Raw genomic sequence first — 21,695 nt, forward strand, 5'->3', positions numbered from 1 at the left:
CCGAGAGACATCTCTCGGTTTATTTTCTATATTTTTTTGCATAATGAGCCAAAGTAAGCAACGGATATATATGAGCATAACTATGATAACGAATATAAAACCCACCTGGTAAACCTGTTCCAGTAGGATATTTTTCATTTACATAAGGGTTGGAGAGCAAATATGAAATACCTTTGCGAATGACTGGCGTTTCTTTATCATAGTAAGAAATGAGGGCATCTAACGCCCATGCTGTTTGGGATGGTGTACTAAATGGCAAAGTAACAAATCTTTTTTCCACACTACTTTGGCAAGATTCTCCCCAGCCACCATCTTCATGCTGTATATGTTCAAGCCATAAAGCTGCTCGTTTCAATGACGGATCGCTAGATGGTATTCCTAGTGACCGTAAACCAGTCAACACTGCCCACGTACCATATATATAACAAATTCCCCATTTCCCATACCACGATCCATTTTCCTCTTGTACATTCATTAGCCAATTTATCGCACTTTGTTTTTGTTTCTCGGGCAATTCATTTTGCGTATACGTCCCGAAAAATTCTAGCACTCTTCCTGTAATATCTGGTGTAGAAGGATCTGTAATCATATCACTTGCATTTTCGATTGGTAAATTTGCTAATATACGGCTCGTTACCCCTTTTTCAAAAGCTCCCCAACCACCATCATTATTTTGCAATCCTTTAACCCAATTAACCGCTCGCTTCCAAACATTATCTACATGTTCGTTCCCTCTACTTCGCGCCAATGCTCTTAACGCAGCAGTTGTATCATCAATATCTGGAATCGTCGTATTCACATCTGAAAAGCCCCAACCACCTGGGAAGAGATCCGGTGCATGTACACTCCAATCTACTTTCTTTGTTTGCTGTTTTCTTAGTAAATACGCTGATGCATTTTGAATCACTTTACTTGCTTTCGGAACTTGAGCTTCTTGCAAAGCATAACTGAGTAAAGCTGTATCCCATACAGTTGACGGAGAGTTTTGCAAATGGCTCCCTCTCTCCATCTTCCATATATAAGATGTGATTCCCGTTATAGCCTTCTGAATAATTGGTGATTGAATAGAATGTCCTAATGCAAGTAAAGCATAAATCATATAAAACGAGGCAGTTGCGTAACTATATAATGTTCCATTTTCATCAATACGTTCTTTCATAAAACGTTCTACTTCCTCATATCCTTTATGATGCAAAGAAAGTGGATACGTTATAATTTTCTTCACGTCACTTACTAACGTTTGAAAAACTGGAGACCGATCCTCCCGAAACCATTCTCCGCCCCCGCCTGCAATGTGATTTAAATTTGGCAATAACTTTTTCCCTACTCGAAATCTTTTATTTAAACACAACATCATCGGAATTAAATGAATACGTGCTGAGCTACTCAGTTCAAAAATACTGAGAGGGGAATCATTCTGCAGAAACATAATTGGTGTTGGCAAATGAAAGAGAGAAGGATATTCATATTCTCCATGAATCGCTAATAAAAACTTCGTCATAAAATGAGCACGCGCTACCCCACCGCGCTCATTTATAAACATTTCCGCTCGCTTCATATTCGCATCTTCTTTTGTATATTTTTCCGATGCAAGTAAGGCAGCATAAGATTGAATTGTAGCAGATAAATTACCACCCATTTCATCTTCATACAATTTCCATGTTCCTTCATTTGTTTGAAGTGATGCTAATCTTTTTACAAACGGTTCTATCTCTTTATCTCTACCTAATAATTTAAATAAAAAAATCATATGACAATCTGTTAGTGGCGCTCCTTCAAAACAAAACCGCCACGTACCATCTTGCCGTTGCATTGTTTGAAGTGCAGTTGTTCTTCTCGCTATTTCTTCATGCACTTTTTCATATAATAACAAGTTACTCACCCACCCTTTCGAAATCCGTATAACGATATTCAAAAAGGTAGCTGAATATGTATAAAAACAAAGAAAAGCAGAACATATAAAATGTTCTGCTCATAAACAATATCCTACTCCGACAATAATCCCTAATAAAGCACCGACTACTACTTCATACGGTGTATGCCCAACAAGTTCATTTAACTTCTTATATTCTGTTTGTCTACCGTGAAAAAACTCATTCAATATTTTTGCTTGTTTACTTACTGCAAGCCTTACTCCTGAAGCATCATACATAACAATAATGGCAAAAATAGTAGCAACCGCAAACATCGAGCTTTCCACACCTTCTACTACCCCAACTCCTGTAGCAAGTGCTGTAACAGTTGAAGCATGAGAACTCGGCATCCCACCTGAAGCGAAAAACTTTGCAAAATCAAATTCACCCGTTTTGACTAATTTAAAGACTACTTTCGTTAATTGTGCTAAAAACCATGAAATTACAGCGGCCATAAGCGGATCATTATGTAAAATTGTTTCCACGTTCTCAGCTCCCTACTAGCTATGATGGAAATCCTATATAGTATCAGTATAAAGAAAAATGCGTAGAAAATACTACGCATTATGATACTTTTGCTGATTTATTTTTTATAAATTTCGGTTGTTTCTGCACTAAGAACTTTGTTTTCGCTATCGAGAATACAAATAATGCAACCCATATACAGAAAAATGCAATCATATGAGTAGATGTGAAATGTTCACCAAATACGAATACACCTAAAATCAAACTAATTGTTGGTGCAATATATTGTAAAAATCCCACCATATAAAGCGGAATAAGTTGTGCTCCTTTTGCAAAATAAAATAGTGGTAATGCTGTTACGATACCTGCTCCTATTAAAAGTAGCGTTGATAACATTGAAATAGATCCAAATGAGCCGAAACCATGTGCTCCTGTCATAACAAGATAAATGATTGCAAACGGCGTCACTAACATCGTTTCCATCGTAAGTCCAATTGTAGCATCATAATTTAATAGTTTTTTCGTTAATCCGTATAATCCAAATGAAAAGGCAAGTGAAAGAGAAACCCACGGAATAGATCCGAAACGTACTGTTAAAATGACAACCCCTACTCCTGCTAAACCAACTGCAACATATTGCCAAAAGTTTAACTTTTCCTTTAAAACGACTGTACCAAGTAAAATACTAATAAGCGGATTAATATAATAGCCAAGACTCGCTTCAATAACATGATTATGATTAACGGCCCATATATAAACAAACCAGTTTCCGCTAATCAAGACTGAAGCTATTGTTAATGACATTAATAATTTAGGTCGTTTAAAAAGATTCACAAATTCCCCAATAAACTGGCGAAACCTCTTCGTAACACCTAATACAAGTAACATAAAAACAAACGCCCAAACGATACGGTGTGCTAATATTTCATCTGCTGGAACTTCCTCAACCCATTTCCAATAAATCGGTAGAATTCCCCACATCGTATAAGCACCAGCCGCATATAGTATCCCTTTTTTTTGCTCTGCTGATTGACTCCCCATCTTCCTTTTTCTCCTCTTCTCATTTTTTCTCCATTATACGGTCTCACATGCTCACTTTACCAATAATCAATCTGCATTTCTTTCGACATTTCTCATACAACGAATAATAAACATACCGTTATTACAACAAGTAACGGTATGCCGAAAACAAATTTCTTTTTATGAGTTTTATGATGAAACATATACATACCGATCCAAGCTCCAACTGCTCCCCCAGCTGCCGCTGATAAAAACAACGTACTTTCTGGCGTTCTCCACTGTTTCTTCTTTGCTTTTCGTTTATCAAGCCCCATAAGGCTAAAAGCTATAACGTTAATAATAAGAAAATAAATCCATTTCATCGCTTTCTCTCCTTATGAAAAATTCGCTTAATGGTAACACGAAAAAACACCGGAAACAACTGAAGAACTCTTTTTATCAAACTAGTTTCATTCCTTTTTCTTAATTAGTTACCTTCATATTTACAAAACCAACTAAAATCGCAATTAAAGCATTTAAATAGAAAAATGTTATGAGCAGAATCTTATATTTCATTACATTCACCCACTACCATATCATCAAAAAAACTGCTCTCAATCACTTTCTCCTCAAAATGAAGAACTACAATTAGCCCTACATATAAAGAAACCAAATTTAGAAACCATTCCCCATCCTCATCTTTCTTAGCTAAGCATTTAAATATCTCTTGAAATTGCATACGCTCGTCTGCAGCAACAATCGGACGCACACCAAAATATTTCAATACGAGATTCAGCTTCAACTGCACGGATAATGATAAAATATATTTTAATAGCTTCGTATACTCTGTACTATCTTTTTGACTATACAACTTCACAAGCTTTGGATGTAAATTCGAAATCGATAATTCCTCGTCAGTCACTCTAGTTACTTCTATCGTTTCAATCATCTTTTTCATATCCATCACATTCACCCCTTCTGAAAAAATTCTAAAGCCAAAGAGTACTTAATTCAAAATGTGCAATAATTGTGCGTTTCTCGTCTCTCGTTCTTCCTCACTGACTAAATCATACTTTTTTAGAAGGTGAAAAATATCATTTAATAATTTCTGCGAATGATTACCTTGTAAAAAATTCTTTAACTCTTTAAAGATCCCTTCAGGTAAAGAATTCTTTTGACTTTCGAGCTTATTCATCACATCTTCAATAGAATGATCAATGTTACACGCCATACTAAACTTCCCCCTCTATCCTCTATAAATAATATCCTCAGCTAACGATGTAAACACTTCTCCAACAAGAGAATCTTCATCATATACAGATGAACCGCTATTTTCTTCACGTTTTGCAAAAGGTACTTGTGCGATTACTTCTGTTTGCAATTGTTCTGCTAACATTTCGCCACCGCCTTTTCCGAAGAGATAATTTTTCGATCCATCTTGCTCTTCATAATAAGCCATATTTTCCACAATACCTAAAATCTCATGCTTCGTATGTTTTGCCATTACACCGACTCTTGAAGCAACGAATGAAGCTACATTGTGCGGAGTTGTAACAATTATTTCTTTCGCTTGCGGAATCATCGCTGCAACATCAATCGCAACATCTCCTGTACCTGGTGGTAAATCAAGTAATAAATAATCTAATTCTCCCCAGTGCGTATTCGCAAGGAAATTTTGAATCCATTTATTTAGCATCGGACCGCGCCACATAACTGGGTTATTTCCTTCTGTAAAAAATCCCATCGACATGATTTTAACACCGTGACTAATGACTGGAATTGCCGTTTGATCAATCATCGTTGGTTTCTTATTCGTTTCCATCATAGCTGGAATACTAAAACCATATATATCCGCATCTAATATCCCCACTTTTTTCCCCATACGAGCTAGTGCAGTTGCAAGATTAATTGTCACCGTTGATTTTCCAACTCCGCCTTTTCCGCTCGTTACAGTAATAAAACGTACTCCTGAATCCGTGCGAAGCATGCTCGGCATACCAGTTTCTGTTCTAGTATTTTTCTTTAACTTCTCTGTTAAAGCTGCACGTTCTTCTTGTGTCATAGAACCAAATGTTATCTCCACTTTAGAAGCACCAATTGCGTGAAGTGATTCTTCAATATCTTGTTGAATTTTTGCTTTTAACGGACAACCTTGGATTGTTAGTACTACTTCAAGTTTAACCTCTGTTCCGTTCATTTGTATATTTCTAACCATATTTAATTCTACAACACTTTTGTGTAACTCTGGATCCTCTACATGTTTTAATGCATTCATTATTTGTTCTTGAGTAAGCATGGAACTCATCCCTTCTCTTATTCTAATTTATATACAACATCTTCTTGACGCTTCATCTGGTGAAAAAGCTTATTACCCGCCGCTAACGGGCGGGATTAATGCGACTATATCTCCAGCCTTTATCATCTCTTCATTCATTACAAACTCCTCATTAACAGCCACCATTACTTTATCCAGCGATTGTAAACAATAGCTGACTTTGAGCCATTCTTTTAATTGCTGCACTGTCATTTCTTGCTTTTCTGAAATTACTAATCGATCCGATCCAACTTCCTCACGCAGATTTGCAAATAATAAAATTGTAATCATTTTCTCATTCTTCCTTCTTTGGTTTTCCTTCTGGATATGGTGTGTTTTCAAGTTGATCTCCAATCCACATCGTTCCATCTTCCCAAAATTCTTTTTTCCAAATTGGAACAATTCGTTTTATACGTTCAATCGCGTACTCATTCGCTTCATAAGCTACTTTACGATGCGGTGATGAAACTGCTATGACTACCGCAATATCCATTATTTCTAGCCGCCCTACACGGTGCGTAATTGCTACTTTTGCATCCGGCCATCTTTCACTAATCTCTTCACCAATTCTCATAAGTTGTTTTACTGCCATCGGTTTATATGCTTCATACTCTAAATGTAGCGTTCGTTTTCCTTTTGTTAATTCTCTCACCGTACCAATAAATGTTGTAATCGCACCTGCTTCCCTTCTTGCGACTTTATTCGTTACTTCTTCAACTAAAATCGGATTATCTACAACTTCAAATAGCGCTTGTCCCATTAGAACCACCTCTCACTTTATGAAATGTCCAAGGCCATTCACTACCTTCGTTATCTTCTAATAAAAGAACATCAACAAACATATCTTTTTTATATCCTCTTGTCCCGCCCGGCAATACGATAAACGCATTTGATTCTGCCAATGAAGAAACTGAGCTAGATTTATCAAACCCTGATGGATAAGCGATTAATTTCCCCTCATCATATTGCAATTTTGCTCGTACAAATCTTGTAAATGGATTCGGTTTTAGAAAATCTTCTCCTAATAACGCTTTTTCTCTTTTTAAATGTACTTTTTCACTAAACATATACGTCCGAATACACGGTCTTACGAATAATTCAAACCCTACATAACAAGCTGATGGATTTCCTGATAAACCAAATAATAACTTGCCATTTAATTGTGCTACAGTTGTAACACTTCCTGGTCGCATTGCAACTTTATTAAAAAGAACAGATGCACCTAACTTTTCGTAAATAGCTGGTAAATAATCATAATCTCCTACTGATACACCGCCCGTTGTAATTAACATATCTACTTGGCCAAGCGCTTCTTTCACAGCTGTAAAACACGTATTAAAATCATCACTAAACTTCCCAAAATATTTTACTCTGCCGCCCGCTCTTCGAATTTGAGACAATATCATATACGTATTACTGTTTCGGATTTTCCCTGGCTGTAATGAATCATCGACATCGAGCAATTCACTCCCAGTCGCTAACAGTCCAATTACAGGCTTTCTCGCAACTGGTACTTCACTATAACCGAATGTAGCAAGAAGAGCTGAAATACCTGGATTAATGTACGATCCTTTCTTTGCAAGAACCGTTCCTTTACGAGCATCTTCACCTTGAAAAGAAATATTGTCGCCCGTTTTGAATGATCGCTTCACTTCCATATAATTGTTGCCATTCTTCTCATATTGACGAGTCAGCTCTAACATAACAACCGCATCACAGCCATTCGGAATTTGTGCTCCCGTCATAATTCGAACTGCTTGAAACGGACCTACTTTCTCATGGAATAGCGATCCTGCACCAATTTCACCCACTACTTCAAATACAATTGGCGTTTCATAACTTGCTAAATTAGTATCTTCTGCTCGAATAGCAAATCCGTCATACGGCGAACGATTAAATGACGGTACATCATGGTCAGCTACTAAATCCTCTGCTAATATACGTCCATAAGCTAATTCAATTGGTAATAGCTCCTTTAAGCCTTTATCAGCAAATCCCATCACTTTACGAACAGCTTCTTCAACCGTAATTGGCACTCTTCTTTCCATTGTTGACACCCTCTCTATTAACCGAATACGCGATAATATAGTTGTTTCGCTTTCGAAACATCATTTGTACCATGAATAAAAACACGACCATCTCGAAAAACAACCACGCGGTAATCATCGAATTGGCAAGATAGTAAATACGGATTCCGATCTACTTCCCCCAGTTTTTGTAATACTTTTTCTATATCATCAAAATTGTATTTCCTATTGTCTACTGTTCTAATTTGAACTGTATTTCTTCCGCATAAAACAGCTGCTTTCGTTTGATTTTCGTATGATAAATAAGGATAAGTTCGATTCAAACCGCATGAGAGACAAGTGTCTGTTTTTATTTTCCCTAATTTTATAAAATGATTTTGATTACTCCATATATCAAACATGAAAAATGTTTTTCTAATTGCTGAGAAATCTCCCACTAAAATTTTGAGTGCTTCTGCCACTTGATATGCTGCGACGATTTGAACAGTCGGACTAATAATTCCAGCGGTATCACATGTCACACCTGTAACAGGAATATTTTTCAGCATACAATGTAAACACGGTGTCTCTTGCGGAATAATTGTATAACTCATACCATACGATCCAACGCAAGAACCATATACCCAAGGAATATTATGTTTTTGTGATAAATCATTTATTACAAATCGAATATCAAAATTATCTGTTGCATCAATGATTACATCTACACTTTTTAATAGACCTTTCATATTTTCTGAAGTTGCATCCATTACGAAAGCATGTATTTGTACTTCCGAATTAATTTGTTCTAACCGATTTTTTGCAGCAATTGCTTTCGGCATTTTCTCTCTCGCATCTTGTTCAGAGTACAATTGTTGCCTTTGTAAATTACTCCATTCAACGTAGTCACGATCAATAATCGTCAACTTGCCAACACCTGCACGTACGAAACTTTCGGCACTTGCACTTCCTAATGCGCCTGCCCCTACAATTAACACATGTTTATTTCGAATTTTTTCTTGTCCTTTACTCCCAATTGGTTTGAACAACTGTTGTCGTGAATACCGATCAGCCATTACATACCCTTCCTCTCAAGAACTCTATTTCATATTAGAATGTTGTTTCTGATAACAAGCAAAGTAAGCAAAACCAACAAACCCAGCTCCTCCAATTACATTCCCGATAAAAACAGGAACAAAATTTTTAGCCAAATCCATCCACGTTAGATGACCAGCAAAAATAACAGCGGAAATGACAAACATATTTGCTACTACTTGCTGAAATCCAATCACTACAAATGCCATAATTGGAATCCAAATTCCGATGATTTTTCCGACAAAATCACTCGTCCCGTAAGCGAGCCAAAGAGCAAGACAAACGAGCCAATTACAACCAATTGCTAAAATTAAAGTTCTCCCAAATGATTCATGTAACTTCCCTTCCGCTATCGCTACCGTTTTATTTAAATACTCTCCCTCTGTTAATCCGCCAAGATGCCCAAAGCAATACGCAACAAAAATTGCCCCAATAAAATTCATGAGAGTAATCCAAACCCAGTTATTCAGTACACTTATCAATGTAATTTTCTTTGCATAAAGCGCCATAGACAGTGACATCATATTTCCCGTAATTAATTCTCCTCCTGCTAATACTACGAGCATGAGTCCAACAGGAAATACTGCTCCTCCTAAAACATTCACTAGACTTCCCCAGCGCTCAGGTAAATTCCCTAAAACTCGAATGTTAAGTAAAAAACCTATCGCAATAAACGCTCCTCCTAAAAAACCGAGAATAAGCATCGCTGGCAATGTCTGTCTTACTTTTTGAACACCGGCCTCAATGACAAGCTCAGCAATTTGTTCCGGCTTATGAAATGCCATTACCCATTCCTCCATTTTCTCCAAATAAAAAAGCAGCTTCAAAAAACCTCCTCAAATAAAGGTTTTTGAATGCTGCTTAATTTCTCTGCACATCTTTTACAGAGATATCAATCATCACTTTTACTATAAAATAGAAAATCCACAACTCTTGTAAATTTTCCATTTTTCACTATGAAGCTAGCTTTATATATTAACCACCGATATGTGACATTTCAATTTTAGGTATTGCTTTCTTATTTGTATGATTTAAGCGTTCATCTGAATAACGATCTTCCCTATTATTCCATATATCGCGTACTACATCTGTAATGTCCTCATCTGTATGTTCAGAACGAAGCAATTCTCTTAAATCATTTCCTTTAGAAGCAAATAAGCAAGTATATAATTTTCCTTCTGCAGAAATACGAGCTCTCGTACATGATGAGCAAAAAGAATCTGTTACTGATGAAATAATACCTATTTCCTCATCGCTTCCTATATAACGATACCTAGTAGCCACTTCACCAGAATAATTTGCTTCTATCCGTTCTAACGGCATAACTTGATGAATCGTATCTACTATTTCTTGTTTGGAAATAACTTCACCTAACTCCCAGCCATTATAATTCCCAACATCCATATACTCAATAAACCGAAGAATATGCTTATTTTCTTTAAAGTATTGCGCCATCTGCAAAATATCTTGTTCATTTTTCCCTTTTTGAACGACCATATTTATTTTAATTTTCATACCAACTTCAGCAGCAGCCTGTATTCCTTCCAGAACCCTTTGCACTTTGCTCCTATTACCATTTAAATAGAAAAACCGATCTTCTTCCAAGGAATCTAAGCTAACTGTTACACGTGATAGTCCCGCCTTATATAAATCAGGAGCAAACTTTTTAAGTAACGATCCATTGGTTGTTAAACCGATATCTTCTACACCATCAATTTTATTAAGGCGCTCAATAAGCTTTGGAAGACCTCTTCGAAGTAACGGTTCTCCGCCCGTAATTCGTAACTTTCTTACACCTAAAGAAACAAAAATACGTGTTATCCTTTCAATCTCATCAAAAGATAAAATTTTATCATTAGACAAAAACGAGTAATCAGGACCAAATATTTCTTCTGGCATACAATATCGGCAGCGAAAATTACAGCGATCAGTAACTGAAATACGTAAATCCTTTAACGGACGTTGCAACTTGTCTAATGTAACTGATTTCATCTTCATTGCCTCACTTTTATTTTATATTTAAAACACGTTCTGGATGGGTATATACATTTAAGGAGTGATTACGAATAAATCCTATTGTCGTAATACCTAAATCTTCCGCTAGTTGCAAAGCTAACTCAGTTGGAGCTGATTTTGATAGTATAATTTCACAACCGATTTTTGCAACTTTCAATAATATTTCCGAAGAAATACGACCACTAAAAACAATGATTTTATCTTTTATAGAAATATCGTTTCTTAAACAATAACCGTAAATTTTGTCTAGTGCATTATGCCTACCAATATCCATTCGGCTTAAAATAATACCATTCACATCACATAAAGCTGCATTATGAACCCCACCAGTATGATGAAACGTATCCGCAGATTGCTGCATTTCTTTCATTAACCGAAAACAATCCTCTGCCGTAACCTGTACATGGACACCCTTCATTTTTTTTGCACTTAGTGCATCATTTGCAAAAATAAACCCTTGCCTACTCATACCACAACAAGACGTAATATAGCGTTTATTTTGCATTTGTTCATAATACGGATTTACTTTTGTCGTTGTTACATGCACAAAGCCTTCTTTCTCCTGCACCCATACACTATCAATATCTTCATACTTCCGAATGATTCCTTCAGACGCTAAGAAGCCTATTACCATATCTTCTATATATTCTGGAGTACTAACCATTGTAACAAACTCCTGTCCGTTCATTTTAATGGTGACAGGAAACTCTGTTACAATGCTGTCCTCTATGTGCTTAAATGCTCCCTGTTCATAACGAAAGATTTCTCTTTCTACCTGTATCGGTTTCACGATCAGTATCCTTCTCTCACGTTATATTTTTATCAAAAACAAATACAGAAACTGCAATATCTTCTTCTACTTTCATATCTGAAAATAAATTCACTAATTTCGCTCCAACAAGTTCCTCCAAATGTTCACGGGAATTCGCAGCATACACTTCTTGAATCATTTTCGTTCTAGCCATATGAACCATTTCCGCACCGTCCATCGTACTTGAAATAAATTTTTCAGTAGGTGTTAAGTTTCCATAAAGAGTCGCTATAGCCATATTTTCCGCAAAAACAGTATGAATTCGTTCTGGTCCTTTTCCGAAAAGTTCCTTTCGAAGTTTTCGGATCATATCATTAAATTCATGTACTTTTTTTGACATACAATTATACCTCCCAAAAGCCTCATTTTACTTTATTATATATTTTACCAAAATGAGCCTTCCGCCCAAACTATTTCCTACAAATATTTGGGCGGAAAGGTTCACTTCATGAAGTTTATTCGTCTTTTAACCCTTTCCCCATTCCTTTTAAGAAATGAAGCCCAAACCCGATAGCGCGGTTAATATCTGGGTCTTTCAATACTTTCATAAGATCGAATACCCCTACTTTTTTATTACTTTCTAGATGTTCATTACCTTCTTCTAGCCCGACTAATAAACTACCTATAAGCTTTTTCGTAAGTTCTGGGTCAAGTTCAGTTAACGCACCTGCAGCACCCATCATATTATTAATTAAATTTGTAACAGGCTCACGAGTTACTTGACCTAGAACAATCTTTGCAATTGGTTTTTTCGCTTTCAGCATAGAATTTGCAGCTTCTAGCATTCCAATGTCATTTAATTCCCCTACTATATTAAACATCTGATTTAGAGCTTCTTCATTATTTGTTAAAAGCTCCTTTAAATCATCTAATTTTTGCTGTTTTATTTCTTCCTCAGTTAATTCTTGTTTTTGAATCATTTTTATAGGTGCAGCCATAGTTTTCTCCTCCTACTTATGCGTTAAATGCACATACCCTGGACGTGCCCACTTACGATGTACCTCAATTCCAGCTTGAGGGTGACGTTTTTTATTGCGTGGGTTCGCTTTTGGCATCGGATTTTCGCCATCAACTTCTAACACTTTCATACGCACTTTCGTTTGTTTATACGCAGGTGTATTCGTACGTACATCCACAGCAGGACCTGTTAAGAAATTAATTGCCGTTTCGTTATCTGTAGAGTTCATCGGTAAATATAACTCATTCGCTTTTACACGATCTGTAACGAGTGCACGTAATTTTAATGCTCCAAAAGGAGAGACAAGACGAACTAACGAACCCGTTTTTACGCCACGTTCTTTTGCAAGGTCTGGAGAGATTTCAACGAAAACACCAGGTACTTTCGTTTGGATACCTGTTGATTTATTTGTCATATTCCCTTCATGGAAATGCTCAAGCATACGACCGTTGTTAATGTGAAGGTCGAACTCCGCTGGAAATTCAGCTGGACGTACCCAGTCAGCAATCGCAAAACGAGCTTTTTTATCTGGGAAGTTAAATCCATCTTGGAACAGAAGTGGTGTATTTGTTCCATCAAAACTTCCCCAATGGAAACTGTTCCATCCTTCAAGCACTTCATAGTTCGCTTGCGAGAATAATGGTGATAAACTTGCCATTTCAGCAAAGATTTCACTTGGGTGGCTATAATTCCAGTTTGCCCCTAGTTTATTCGCAACCTCCTGGACGATCCACCAGTCTGGTTTCGCATCTCCTAACGTAGGAAGAACTTGATATAATCTTTGGACACGGCGCTCTGTATTTGTGAAAGTACCTTCTTTCTCAAGAGATGGCGCTGCTGGTAATACAACATCTGCATATTGAGCAGTTTTAGAAAGGAAAACATCTTGCACAACGAAGAAATCAAGGCTCGACAACACTTCATGTACATGATTCGCATTAGAATCTACAAGAGCCATATCTTCTCCGACAAGATACATTGCTTTCATTTTTCCTTCGTCAATTGCGTGAAGCATTTCAATATTATTAAGACCTGGTTCACTATCAATTTTCACTCCGTAAGCAGTTTCAAATTTCGCACGTTCCATTTCGTTAGTAACGTGCTGATATCCTGGAAGCCATCCTGGTAAAGTACCCATATCACAAGCACCTTGTACGTTATTGTGACCTCGAAGTGGGTATGCACCTGCTCCTGGACGACGATAGTTCCCTGTTGCAAGAAGTAAGTTTGAAATTGCAGCGGAAGTATCAGAACCACCTGTATTTTGCGTTACCCCCATACCCCAAAGGATACATGTACCATCTGCATCACGAATCATTTCAGCCATTTGAATAAGTGTTTCTTTTGAAATACCTGTTACTTCTTCTGCATATGCAAGTGTATATTCTTCTAGACTTTCTTTGAAATCTTCAAAGAAGTTTACATTCTCATTAATAAATTCCTGATCATGCCAACCTCGATCAATCATATATTTTGTAACAGCCATTAACCAAACTTGATCTGTTCCTTGTTTTGGACTAATAAAGACATCTGATCGCTCTGCCATTTCTGTTTTACGAAGATCAGCTACAATTAACTTTTGTCCGTGTAATTTATGTGCACGTTTAATACGTGTAGCTAAAACAGGATGACCTTCTGTCGGATTACATCCTACAATAATAACAAGACCAGATTGCGCAATATCTTTAATCGTTCCTGCATCACCGCCCATACCAATTGTACGGAACAAACCATCCGTTGCTGGTGATTGGCAATAACGTGAGCAGTTATCAATATTATTCGTTCCAAATACTTGTCGAGCTAATTTTTGAATTACATAATTATCTTCATTTGTAATTTTAGAGGAAGAAATAAATCCGATAGAACCTTTACCGTACTCTTCTTTAATAGTACCTAATTTATTTGCAACTACATTCAGTGCTTCTTCCCATGTAGATTCAACAAACGTTCCATTTTTACGAATTAAAGGTTTTGTAATTCGTTCTTTAGAATTTACGAAATCCCAACCAAATTTCCCTTTTACACAAGTGGAAATTGCGTTAACTGGTGCATCTGAAGATGGCTGTACTTTAAGGATTTTACGCCCCTTCGTCCACACTTCAAACGAACAACCTACACCACAAAATGTACATACTGTTTTCGTTTTCTTCGTACGAGTATCACGCATGGCCGCTTCCACTTCTGATACTGCAAAAATACCGCTATATCCAGGCTCAACTTCTTTAATTAAATCTACCATCGGTTCAAGAATATCTGGTTTTAATCCCGTCATAAATCCAGCTTCACCGAGCATCGTTTTCTCCATTAAAGCGTTACAAGGGCAAATCGTTACACATTGACCACAGCTAACGCATGAAGAATCATTAATATTTACTCCTTCATCCCAAATAACTCGTGGGCGTTCCGCTTCCCAGTCTATCGATAACGTTTCATTTACTTGTAAGTTTTGACACACCTCAACGCATTGACCGCATGCAATACATTGATTAGGGTCATAGCGATAAAACGGATGCGTCATATCAACTTCACTTACATCTACTTTCGGTTCATAAGGATATTTTTGATGTTCAATTTCCATTAATTCTGCTGTATTATGCAGTTTACAGTTCCCATTGTTGTTGTCACATACTGTACAGTATAATAAATGATTTTCTAGTAACCGATCCATCGCCTCTGTTTGTGCTTCTTTTGCGCGAACAGAAGCACGTTCAATGTCCATACCTTCCGTTGCTATCGTCGAACAAGAACGCATTAACTTTCCGTCAACTTCTACAATACAAGTGTCACATGTTTGAATAGGATCTACTTCTGGCACGTAACAAATTTGCGGATGTTCAATCCCGTTCTCATTAATAACACCCAATATCGTTGAACCAGGCTCCGCTGTATACTTTTTTCCGTCAATTGTAATATGAACCATGTTGTCATTCATGGTCTCTCCCCCTTTTTGAGAATAAAAAAACTCCACCACGAAAATATACGCACCACATTTTGGGCACGCTATCATCATGGTGGAGTAGTTTATTAGCACATCTTGCTAAAATACCAATCCATTTATTCATAAATAAAACGATAGATTCATAACAGGTCATATCACGATTCCATCTTTAACACTATAATTATAGCGTTAAATGTACAAATATACAATATAAATTTTAAACTGCGCATATGTCTGTATGTAACTATCCATAATAACCCATATAAAGTTCAACGAGGAATAAGGTGAATATATGGGATCTTTTCGAAAATGGATAAGGGGCGAAAAATCTTTCTCTACTCATGAGCAATCTGAAACTGTATTAAATAAAGAAATTTCTTCCTCCATGCCGCTTAATCTTAAACACTTATCCAAATTATTTAGTGGTATTCCAGAATTAATTACACGCACTTTCCCGTTAAAAAACGGAAAAGAAGCTGCTCTTATATATATGGAAGGACTTGTAGATAAAACTGTTATTAATGTAGATATTCTTCGTCCTCTCTTATTTAAAGAATGGAATGAAGATGATTTTTGGGAATCTTCTGTTTCTATAGGGAATATTAAAAAAGTTCAGAAGTGGATAGACATTGAGCAATCTCTCTTACATGGTAAAAGTATTTTATTTATAAACGGGCAATTATCAGCTTTAGAACTAGATACGCAAGCGGCGCCAAAAAGGAGTATTGAAGAACCTACAACAGAGACTTCCATAAAAAGCTCACACGAAGGATTTAATGAAGTGGCAAGTGATAGTATCGCACTTATTCGTCGCTATATTCCAAATCGCGAATTAAAAGTGAAGGAATTCACTGTTGGCGAACGAGCAACCTCTAAAGTTTTTTTACTTTATCTTGCAGATGTTGCAAACGAAGATGTTGTACAAGATATGGCCTGCCGCATTGAATCAATCAAAGTAGATGCTATTCTTACTACCGGTGAATTAGAAGGATTTGTTGAAGATAATTCCTATACTCTCTTCCCACAATTGTCTATCACTGAACGTCCTGACACAACGGCACATCATATTTTGAATGGGCGAATTGCTGTTGTTGTAGATCGCTCACCAGGCGTATTAATAGGACCGATGACCTTTTCATCCTTTTTTCAGACGATAGATGATTACAGCTTCAGACCTATGATTCCATCTTTTATACGACTCCTTCGTTTCACTGGGTTATTTATTGCAATATTTGCTCCTGCTCTTTATATTGCTATGATTTCCTTCCATTATGAAGTGATTCCGCTCAAATTGTTGTTAACGATTGGAGAATCTCGAGCCAAAATTCCTTTTCCCCCCATATTAGAAGCTTTATTAATGGAATTAGTTCTCGAAATGCTCCGAGAAGCAGCGATTCGGCTTCCTGGGCCTGTTGGACAAACAATCGGCGTCGTAGGAGGAATTGTAATTGGACAAGCTGCGGTTCAAGCTGGGATTGTTAGTAACGTTATGGTTATCGTCGTATCAATTACTGCGGTTGCCTCTTTCATTATTCCTAACTTAGAAATGTCAGCAGGAATTCGGCTTCTTCGATTCCCAATGATGATAGCTGCCTCTTTATTTGGCGTCATTGGAATTATGGTTGGAATGGCAATCATTATCATCCATATTCTTTCTATGGAATCACTTGGTGTGCCATATGGTAGTCCTTTTTCTCCGTCATATGCTTCGGATTTAAAAGATACCCTTGTACGTTTCCCCTGGAAGATTATGAAGAAACGGCCACTATCTCTACAATTAAAACAAGATAACCGGCAAAGAGATGTTGAGGAAAAGGAGGAGAATAAGTGACAAAACGTGCAAAGAGGGAAATCACTTTATTTCAATACATTTTAACTATTAGTGGTGTTCAAGTCGGATTCGGCGTACTTACACTCCCGCGTGAAGTTGCACAAGGAGCGAATACAGATGGCTGGATGTCTATTATTATCGGATGTGTCATTACTACTTTAGTCAGTCTATGTATTGTAAAAATCATGGAAAAACATCCAGGATATACTTTACTTGATGTGCTGATACGCTATCTTGGAAAATGGCTAGGAAGAGTAGTAATGATTTTTTGGATTTTATATGCTGTACTCGCAGCTGTTTCCTTAATTTTTTCCCTCTTATACGTTATTCATATTTGGATTTTACCTAGATCTCCTATGTCTTTAATTATGATTTTGCTATCTATTCCAATGCTTATGCTTGCATGTAAAGGAGCACTTATTATTAGTCGTTTTGCTGTTTTCACTGTCATCTTTACACTTTGGATGCCATTATTATTATTTATTCCTCTTAAAGATGGGCATTTTATATATCTTCTTCCTCTTATCAAGGAAGGATGGCTACCAATTATAAACACCGTAAAATCAACTATCATTGCGTTTCTCGGATTCGAGTTTGCGTTTGTCCTTTATCCTTATTTAACTAACAAAGCATCTGCAAAAAAAGGAATTGTTATTGCAAATTTGATTACGTTATTTATTTATCTTCAAATCACGTTCGTTTCTTTTATTTATTTTAGTCCAGATGGTATAACAAAGTTTTTATGGCCAACTCTTTCTCTTGTTACACCGTTTCATTTCTCATTTCTTGAGCGGTTTGAAATTATCTTTTTGTCATTTTATCTCTTTATTATTTTTGATTCCTGTATTCCTTATATTTTTACTGCTTCAGATGGTATTAATCAATTACTTAACAAAAAAGGCAGTTCATTACCTATTTATTTTTTATTATTCGGGTGTATTTTCATCTTATTCTTTTATATCCCTTCTTCTTATCAGATAAGTTCGTTGCGGGAATTTTGGGGAACTGCTAGTTATTTTATCGTTTTTCTATTCCCAGTTGTATTTCTCTTATACATGACACTTTATCAGCATTGGAAAAGGAGAAAAGTTTAAATGAGACGCTTTATTCATTTTATTATATTTTGTTTTCTCATAATTTTTTTAGCAGGTTGTGAAGATCGGCTTGATTTAGAAAAACAATCCATCTCATTAATTTACGGTTTTGACGCAAAAGCAAAAGGAAAATTAATTGTGTATCACGTAAACCCTATTTTCAATGAAGATGTAGAGAAAAAGTACGAAATTCATGAAGCGAAAGTACATACACCCCGAGAAGCAAAAGATACGTTTAACAGTTCAAGCAGCGGTTTAGTGTCCACAGAAAAGTTACAGCTTATATTGTTTAGCACGAATTTTTTAAAACAAGAAGGAGCTATGCCTTATCTGGATGTTTGGTATCGCGACCCTAAAAATACAGGGAATATGCGCATGGTTGCAGTAGATGGCTCCATTTCTTCTGTTATATATAATAATTTCAAAGATAAGCCTGCTCTTCCTGAATATTTAACAGATTTAATTAATACGAACAAACTATACAATCGGACCGTGTTTACGACATTCCATGAATTTCATAGACAAACTTTTAATAAAGGCGTAACTCCTGCTATTTCAGAAATAAAAAAAGGGAAGAAAGATGTTATTGTTACCGGTTCGGCACTATTAACCTCTCGTGGAACTTATAAGATGTCTTTAAATCGCTACGAAAGTGCCCTTCTTCTTATGGTGCAAAAGAAAGCTAATATACCCGTTTCACTTACAATGAAAATCCCCTCTAATTTAGTTGAAAGTAATAGCCATCTAAAAGATACAAAAGGCGACGATTTTATAACAATAAATGTTCTTAGTATGAGTCATGATATCGGTACAGACTATAGCGATAACCGCTTCAAATTTAATATTAAAATGGATTTAAAAATTGCCGTATCTGAACTTACATTCAACATGGATATAGAAAATGATAGAAAAAAATTAACTTCTCTTATTACAAAACAACTAAACAATGATTTAAACGATTTAATCCACAAAATTCAAAAACAGCAGCTTGATCCATTCGGATTTGGTGATTATGCGAGAGCGTTTCAATATGAAGAATGGAAACAAGTTGAAGATGATTGGCCAAGTTCCTTTTCAAAAGCTAATGTGAAAGTGGCACCAACTATTAAAATTTTAGAAAATGGGATTATTAAATAGAAAAAACACGCTACTTATTCTTATATGAATAAGTAGCGTGTTTTCATTTCCATTACAAGTATTATTTCAATGGACTATACTCTATTTCCATTTCTAACATTACTATGTTTTTTAGCATATACAAAATATATGAAAACGCCTATTATAATCCATGCCACAAAACTAATTAAAGTAAGCTTAGAAAGGTTCAAAGCCAAATATATACAACTTACTATTGAAACGATAGGTAAAAAAGGTACTAGAGGGGCACGGAATGGCCTCTTCATATCAGGATGCGTCTTTCTTAATACAATGACAGCTATAGATACAAACACAAATGCTGTTATCGTTCCCATATTCACTAAATTAGCTAATAAATTCAAATCCACTAATCCCGCTAATAAAGCTGCTAGTATACCTGTAACCCACGTATTAAAAAATGGAGTTTGTAAACGTTTATGGACACTTGAAAGTCTTTTTGGTAACAGTCCATCTCGACTCATCGAGTAAGATACACGAACAAATGCAAACATAGCTACTAACAGAACTGTTGTTAGCCCCGCTATTGCTCCCACCGATAACAACCCAGCAATTCTATCTTCTCCTACAGTGCGCAACGCATATGCAACCGGATCAGCAACATTTAATTCCGTAAACGGAACCATTCCAGTTAGCACGAATGAAACACCTACATATAGAACGGTACAAATGAACAAGGAAACAAGTAGCCCAATTGGCACGTTACGTTGTGGACGCTTCACTTCCTCTGCGGCTGTTGCAACTGCATCAAATCCTAAAAAAGCAAAAAATACAGTAGCAGCGCCCCCTACCACACCGTGAAAACCAAACGGTAGAAATGGTTGCCAATTCTCTGGTCTTACATATTGTGTCCCTACAACAATAAATCCTACAATAACAGCCAGTTTAATAATAACCATTATATTATTAATTCGTGCACTTTCTTTTGCACCACGGCTTAATAAAAATGTAACAACTAAAATAATAAGAACTGCTGGTAAATCAATGATTCCACCCTTCCCCATTCCTGGTGCCGAAGCAAAAACCGTAGGAATGTGAATATTAAAACCTAGTAGCAATGACTGAAAATATGCTGACCAGCCTGCTGCAACCGCAGAAGTCGCTAATAAATACTCCAGCATAACACACCAGCCAACTATAAATGCAAAAATCTCACCTAGTGTCATATATGTATATGAATATACACTTCCCGAAACTGGAACTGTAGATGCAAATTCAGCATAACAGAAAGCTACACATGCACATATAATTGCCGCTAATACAAAAGATAATACAATCGCCGGACCAGCATGTTTCGCTGCTACAATACCAGTTAATACGAAAATACCTGTACCAATAATTGCTCCAATACCTAAAAGAGTTAAATCAATCGCTCCTAAAGTTTGATTCAATACTTTTTTCTTTTCTTCATCCATTGCTTTCTTTATGAAAAGACTCATTCTTTGAAACCTCTTTTTCAAGTTTATCTCTTACTTGTTACATTCTTTATTACTGTTCTATTTTAAAAATAAAAATATACATAGTTCACTTCCCCTATAGACTTAGTAACCCACCTCATAAAAAACAGAAAATTCAATCTCTTTATACCGTATTGAATTTTCAAAATAGTAATCATACCAAAAAACCATTAAGAATGCTGATTGAATTTATCATACAATTAATTATATTGTCAATAATAAATCACTCAAAAATAATCGGTTGATTATGTATCAAATGTTATTTTTATACATAATTATTTTCTTAAAAACATTGTTGTTTTCCACCTTAATATTCATATTCATTTTATTACATTGATTTTCATACAACCTTCATTACATACAATGTAATGAAAATCATAATAACCTCAAATTAATTACTATTCAAAAATAATAATTAATTTGAGGTTATTTCACCATTTTAATACTAACAAAAAAGTGCAGATTTTCATCTGCACTTTTTTTATTCTTCCACTTCAGCTTCTGCACTACTATTTTCAAGATGCTCCTTCTGAGCTTCCTCTTGCAACTCTGCTGAAATCATCCCATAATAAAGTTCCGGATATAACCCAAATATTTGATATACACTTCCTAAAAACGGCATCAGAATCCCTCTTTTCTAAAG

General features: G+C 36.1%; 22 protein-coding genes. 3 read left to right on the top strand and 19 right to left on the bottom strand.

Going from position 1 to position 21,695, the window contains the following annotated elements:
* Positions 1 to 19 precede the first annotated feature (19 nt).
* The 17 genes from AC1Q8M_RS14020 to fdhF all read right to left on the bottom strand — a co-directional run bounded on the left by AC1Q8M_RS14020 (position 20) and on the right by fdhF (position 15,509).
* Complete coding sequence (locus AC1Q8M_RS14020; RefSeq protein WP_098360632.1) at positions 20 to 1,873, bottom strand: terpene cyclase/mutase family protein; 1,854 nt, start codon at positions 1,871 to 1,873, stop codon at positions 20 to 22.
* 99 nt (positions 1,874 to 1,972) lie between these two features.
* Entirely contained in the window at positions 1,973 to 2,398 is a 426-nt protein-coding gene (locus AC1Q8M_RS14025) for a divergent PAP2 family protein (RefSeq protein WP_000447822.1), read from the bottom strand.
* Between the two features lie 79 nt (positions 2,399 to 2,477).
* Positions 2,478 to 3,419, bottom strand: coding sequence for an EamA family transporter RarD (gene rarD, locus AC1Q8M_RS14030; protein WP_023522694.1), 942 nt, complete (start codon positions 3,417 to 3,419; stop codon positions 2,478 to 2,480).
* 92 nt (positions 3,420 to 3,511) lie between these two features.
* On the bottom strand, positions 3,512 to 3,760 hold the full coding sequence (locus tag AC1Q8M_RS14035) for a DUF1294 domain-containing protein (RefSeq protein ID WP_000871349.1): 249 nt from the start codon (positions 3,758 to 3,760) through the stop codon (positions 3,512 to 3,514).
* A 182-nt stretch (positions 3,761 to 3,942) separates the two neighbouring features.
* Complete coding sequence (locus AC1Q8M_RS14040) at positions 3,943 to 4,341, bottom strand: hypothetical protein (RefSeq protein ID WP_098360630.1); 399 nt, start codon at positions 4,339 to 4,341, stop codon at positions 3,943 to 3,945.
* A gap of 42 nt (positions 4,342 to 4,383) precedes the next feature.
* Positions 4,384 to 4,608, bottom strand: a complete 225-nt coding sequence (locus tag AC1Q8M_RS14045) for a group-specific protein (protein WP_098360629.1) — start codon at positions 4,606 to 4,608, stop codon at positions 4,384 to 4,386.
* Between the two features lie 15 nt (positions 4,609 to 4,623).
* Positions 4,624 to 5,673, bottom strand: coding sequence for a P-loop NTPase (locus AC1Q8M_RS14050; protein WP_086387193.1), 1,050 nt, complete (start codon positions 5,671 to 5,673; stop codon positions 4,624 to 4,626).
* Between the two features lie 72 nt (positions 5,674 to 5,745).
* On the bottom strand, positions 5,746 to 5,982 hold the full coding sequence (gene moaD / locus AC1Q8M_RS14055; RefSeq protein ID WP_000628502.1) for a molybdopterin converting factor subunit 1: 237 nt from the start codon (positions 5,980 to 5,982) through the stop codon (positions 5,746 to 5,748).
* A 4-nt stretch (positions 5,983 to 5,986) separates the two neighbouring features.
* Complete coding sequence (gene moaE, locus AC1Q8M_RS14060; protein WP_098015674.1) at positions 5,987 to 6,451, bottom strand: molybdopterin synthase catalytic subunit MoaE; 465 nt, start codon at positions 6,449 to 6,451, stop codon at positions 5,987 to 5,989.
* Positions 6,432 to 7,739 carry a molybdopterin molybdotransferase MoeA gene (locus AC1Q8M_RS14065; RefSeq protein WP_000442198.1) on the bottom strand — a complete coding sequence of 436 codons (1,308 nt, stop codon included), beginning with the start codon at positions 7,737 to 7,739 and terminating at the stop codon, positions 6,432 to 6,434. The genes moaE and AC1Q8M_RS14065 overlap by 20 nt, the downstream gene beginning before the upstream one ends.
* Positions 7,740 to 7,756: 17 nt before the next feature.
* A complete protein-coding gene (locus tag AC1Q8M_RS14070; RefSeq protein ID WP_098015675.1) occupies positions 7,757 to 8,773 on the bottom strand; it encodes a molybdopterin-synthase adenylyltransferase MoeB in 1,017 nt (338 codons plus the stop codon).
* Between the two features lie 24 nt (positions 8,774 to 8,797).
* Complete coding sequence (locus tag AC1Q8M_RS14075; RefSeq protein ID WP_000863998.1) at positions 8,798 to 9,577, bottom strand: formate channel; 780 nt, start codon at positions 9,575 to 9,577, stop codon at positions 8,798 to 8,800.
* Positions 9,578 to 9,767: 190 nt separating this feature from the next.
* Positions 9,768 to 10,784, bottom strand: coding sequence for a GTP 3',8-cyclase MoaA (moaA, locus tag AC1Q8M_RS14080; protein WP_000844119.1), 1,017 nt, complete (start codon positions 10,782 to 10,784; stop codon positions 9,768 to 9,770).
* Between the two features lie 16 nt (positions 10,785 to 10,800).
* Positions 10,801 to 11,598 carry a formate dehydrogenase accessory sulfurtransferase FdhD gene (gene fdhD / locus AC1Q8M_RS14085; RefSeq protein ID WP_000802685.1) on the bottom strand — a complete coding sequence of 266 codons (798 nt, stop codon included), beginning with the start codon at positions 11,596 to 11,598 and terminating at the stop codon, positions 10,801 to 10,803.
* Between the two features lie 16 nt (positions 11,599 to 11,614).
* Positions 11,615 to 11,959: a Na-translocating system protein MpsC family protein gene (locus AC1Q8M_RS14090; RefSeq protein ID WP_000039582.1), complete on the bottom strand. Its 345-nt coding sequence runs from the start codon at positions 11,957 to 11,959 to the stop codon at positions 11,615 to 11,617.
* Positions 11,960 to 12,074: 115 nt separating this feature from the next.
* On the bottom strand, positions 12,075 to 12,557 hold the full coding sequence (locus AC1Q8M_RS14095; protein ID WP_098855470.1) for a helical membrane plugin domain-containing protein: 483 nt from the start codon (positions 12,555 to 12,557) through the stop codon (positions 12,075 to 12,077).
* Between the two features lie 12 nt (positions 12,558 to 12,569).
* A complete protein-coding gene (gene fdhF, locus AC1Q8M_RS14100; protein ID WP_098855471.1) occupies positions 12,570 to 15,509 on the bottom strand; it encodes a formate dehydrogenase subunit alpha in 2,940 nt (979 codons plus the stop codon).
* 298 nt (positions 15,510 to 15,807) lie between these two features.
* Here fdhF and AC1Q8M_RS14105 point away from each other — a divergent pair, with 298 nt between their 5' ends.
* Genes AC1Q8M_RS14105 through AC1Q8M_RS14115 form a run of 3 tightly spaced genes read left to right on the top strand, consistent with a single transcriptional unit; the run spans position 15,808 to position 19,577 of the window.
* Positions 15,808 to 17,346 carry a spore germination protein gene (locus AC1Q8M_RS14105; RefSeq protein WP_000534547.1) on the top strand — a complete coding sequence of 513 codons (1,539 nt, stop codon included), beginning with the start codon at positions 15,808 to 15,810 and terminating at the stop codon, positions 17,344 to 17,346.
* A complete protein-coding gene (locus AC1Q8M_RS14110) occupies positions 17,343 to 18,440 on the top strand; it encodes an endospore germination permease (RefSeq protein ID WP_000166524.1) in 1,098 nt (365 codons plus the stop codon). Before AC1Q8M_RS14105 ends, AC1Q8M_RS14110 begins: the two co-directional genes overlap by 4 nt.
* Entirely contained in the window at positions 18,441 to 19,577 is a 1,137-nt protein-coding gene (locus AC1Q8M_RS14115; RefSeq protein WP_098855472.1) for a Ger(x)C family spore germination protein, read from the top strand.
* Between the two features lie 74 nt (positions 19,578 to 19,651).
* Here the strand turns inward: AC1Q8M_RS14115 and AC1Q8M_RS14120 are convergent, their stop codons facing one another.
* Both AC1Q8M_RS14120 and AC1Q8M_RS14125 read right to left on the bottom strand, forming a co-directional pair.
* Positions 19,652 to 21,034 (bottom strand): APC family permease, encoded by a 1,383-nt coding sequence (locus AC1Q8M_RS14120; protein WP_000051664.1) that lies wholly within the window; start codon positions 21,032 to 21,034, stop codon positions 19,652 to 19,654.
* A 499-nt stretch (positions 21,035 to 21,533) separates the two neighbouring features.
* The gene (locus AC1Q8M_RS14125) at positions 21,534 to 21,674 is read right to left on the bottom strand and encodes a hypothetical protein (protein WP_001116193.1); all 141 of its coding nucleotides are present in this window, start codon (positions 21,672 to 21,674) and stop codon (positions 21,534 to 21,536) included.
* Positions 21,675 to 21,695: the final 21 nt, after the last annotated feature.

Source organism: Bacillus sp. GW823-FHT06A10, assembly GCF_058795375.1.

Excerpts from the sequence above, each read along its gene's own strand:
- rarD (WP_023522694.1), bottom strand. The coding sequence starts at position 3,419 with ATGGGGAGTCAATCAGCAGAGCAAAAAAAAGGGATACTATATGCGGCT.
- AC1Q8M_RS14035 (WP_000871349.1), bottom strand. The coding sequence starts at position 3,760 with ATGAAATGGATTTATTTTCTTATTATTAACGTTATAGCTTTTAGCCTT.
- AC1Q8M_RS14040 (WP_098360630.1), bottom strand. The coding sequence starts at position 4,341 with ATGGATATGAAAAAGATGATTGAAACGATAGAAGTAACTAGAGTGACT.
- AC1Q8M_RS14045 (WP_098360629.1), bottom strand. The coding sequence starts at position 4,608 with ATGGCGTGTAACATTGATCATTCTATTGAAGATGTGATGAATAAGCTC.
- AC1Q8M_RS14050 (WP_086387193.1), bottom strand. The coding sequence starts at position 5,673 with ATGCTTACTCAAGAACAAATAATGAATGCATTAAAACATGTAGAGGAT.
- moaD (WP_000628502.1), bottom strand. The coding sequence starts at position 5,982 with ATGATTACAATTTTATTATTTGCAAATCTGCGTGAGGAAGTTGGATCG.
- moaE (WP_098015674.1), bottom strand. The coding sequence starts at position 6,451 with ATGGGACAAGCGCTATTTGAAGTTGTAGATAATCCGATTTTAGTTGAA.
- AC1Q8M_RS14065 (WP_000442198.1), bottom strand. The coding sequence starts at position 7,739 with ATGGAAAGAAGAGTGCCAATTACGGTTGAAGAAGCTGTTCGTAAAGTG.
- AC1Q8M_RS14070 (WP_098015675.1), bottom strand. The coding sequence starts at position 8,773 with ATGGCTGATCGGTATTCACGACAACAGTTGTTCAAACCAATTGGGAGT.
- AC1Q8M_RS14075 (WP_000863998.1), bottom strand. The coding sequence starts at position 9,577 with ATGGCATTTCATAAGCCGGAACAAATTGCTGAGCTTGTCATTGAGGCC.
- moaA (WP_000844119.1), bottom strand. The coding sequence starts at position 10,784 with ATGAAATCAGTTACATTAGACAAGTTGCAACGTCCGTTAAAGGATTTA.
- AC1Q8M_RS14090 (WP_000039582.1), bottom strand. The coding sequence starts at position 11,959 with ATGTCAAAAAAAGTACATGAATTTAATGATATGATCCGAAAACTTCGA.
- AC1Q8M_RS14095 (WP_098855470.1), bottom strand. The coding sequence starts at position 12,557 with ATGGCTGCACCTATAAAAATGATTCAAAAACAAGAATTAACTGAGGAA.
- fdhF (WP_098855471.1), bottom strand. The coding sequence starts at position 15,509 with ATGAATGACAACATGGTTCATATTACAATTGACGGAAAAAAGTATACA.
- AC1Q8M_RS14105 (WP_000534547.1), top strand. The coding sequence starts at position 15,808 with ATGGGATCTTTTCGAAAATGGATAAGGGGCGAAAAATCTTTCTCTACT.
- AC1Q8M_RS14115 (WP_098855472.1), top strand. The coding sequence starts at position 18,441 with ATGAGACGCTTTATTCATTTTATTATATTTTGTTTTCTCATAATTTTT.
- AC1Q8M_RS14120 (WP_000051664.1), bottom strand. The coding sequence starts at position 21,034 with ATGAGTCTTTTCATAAAGAAAGCAATGGATGAAGAAAAGAAAAAAGTA.
- AC1Q8M_RS14125 (WP_001116193.1), bottom strand. The coding sequence starts at position 21,674 with ATGCCGTTTTTAGGAAGTGTATATCAAATATTTGGGTTATATCCGGAA.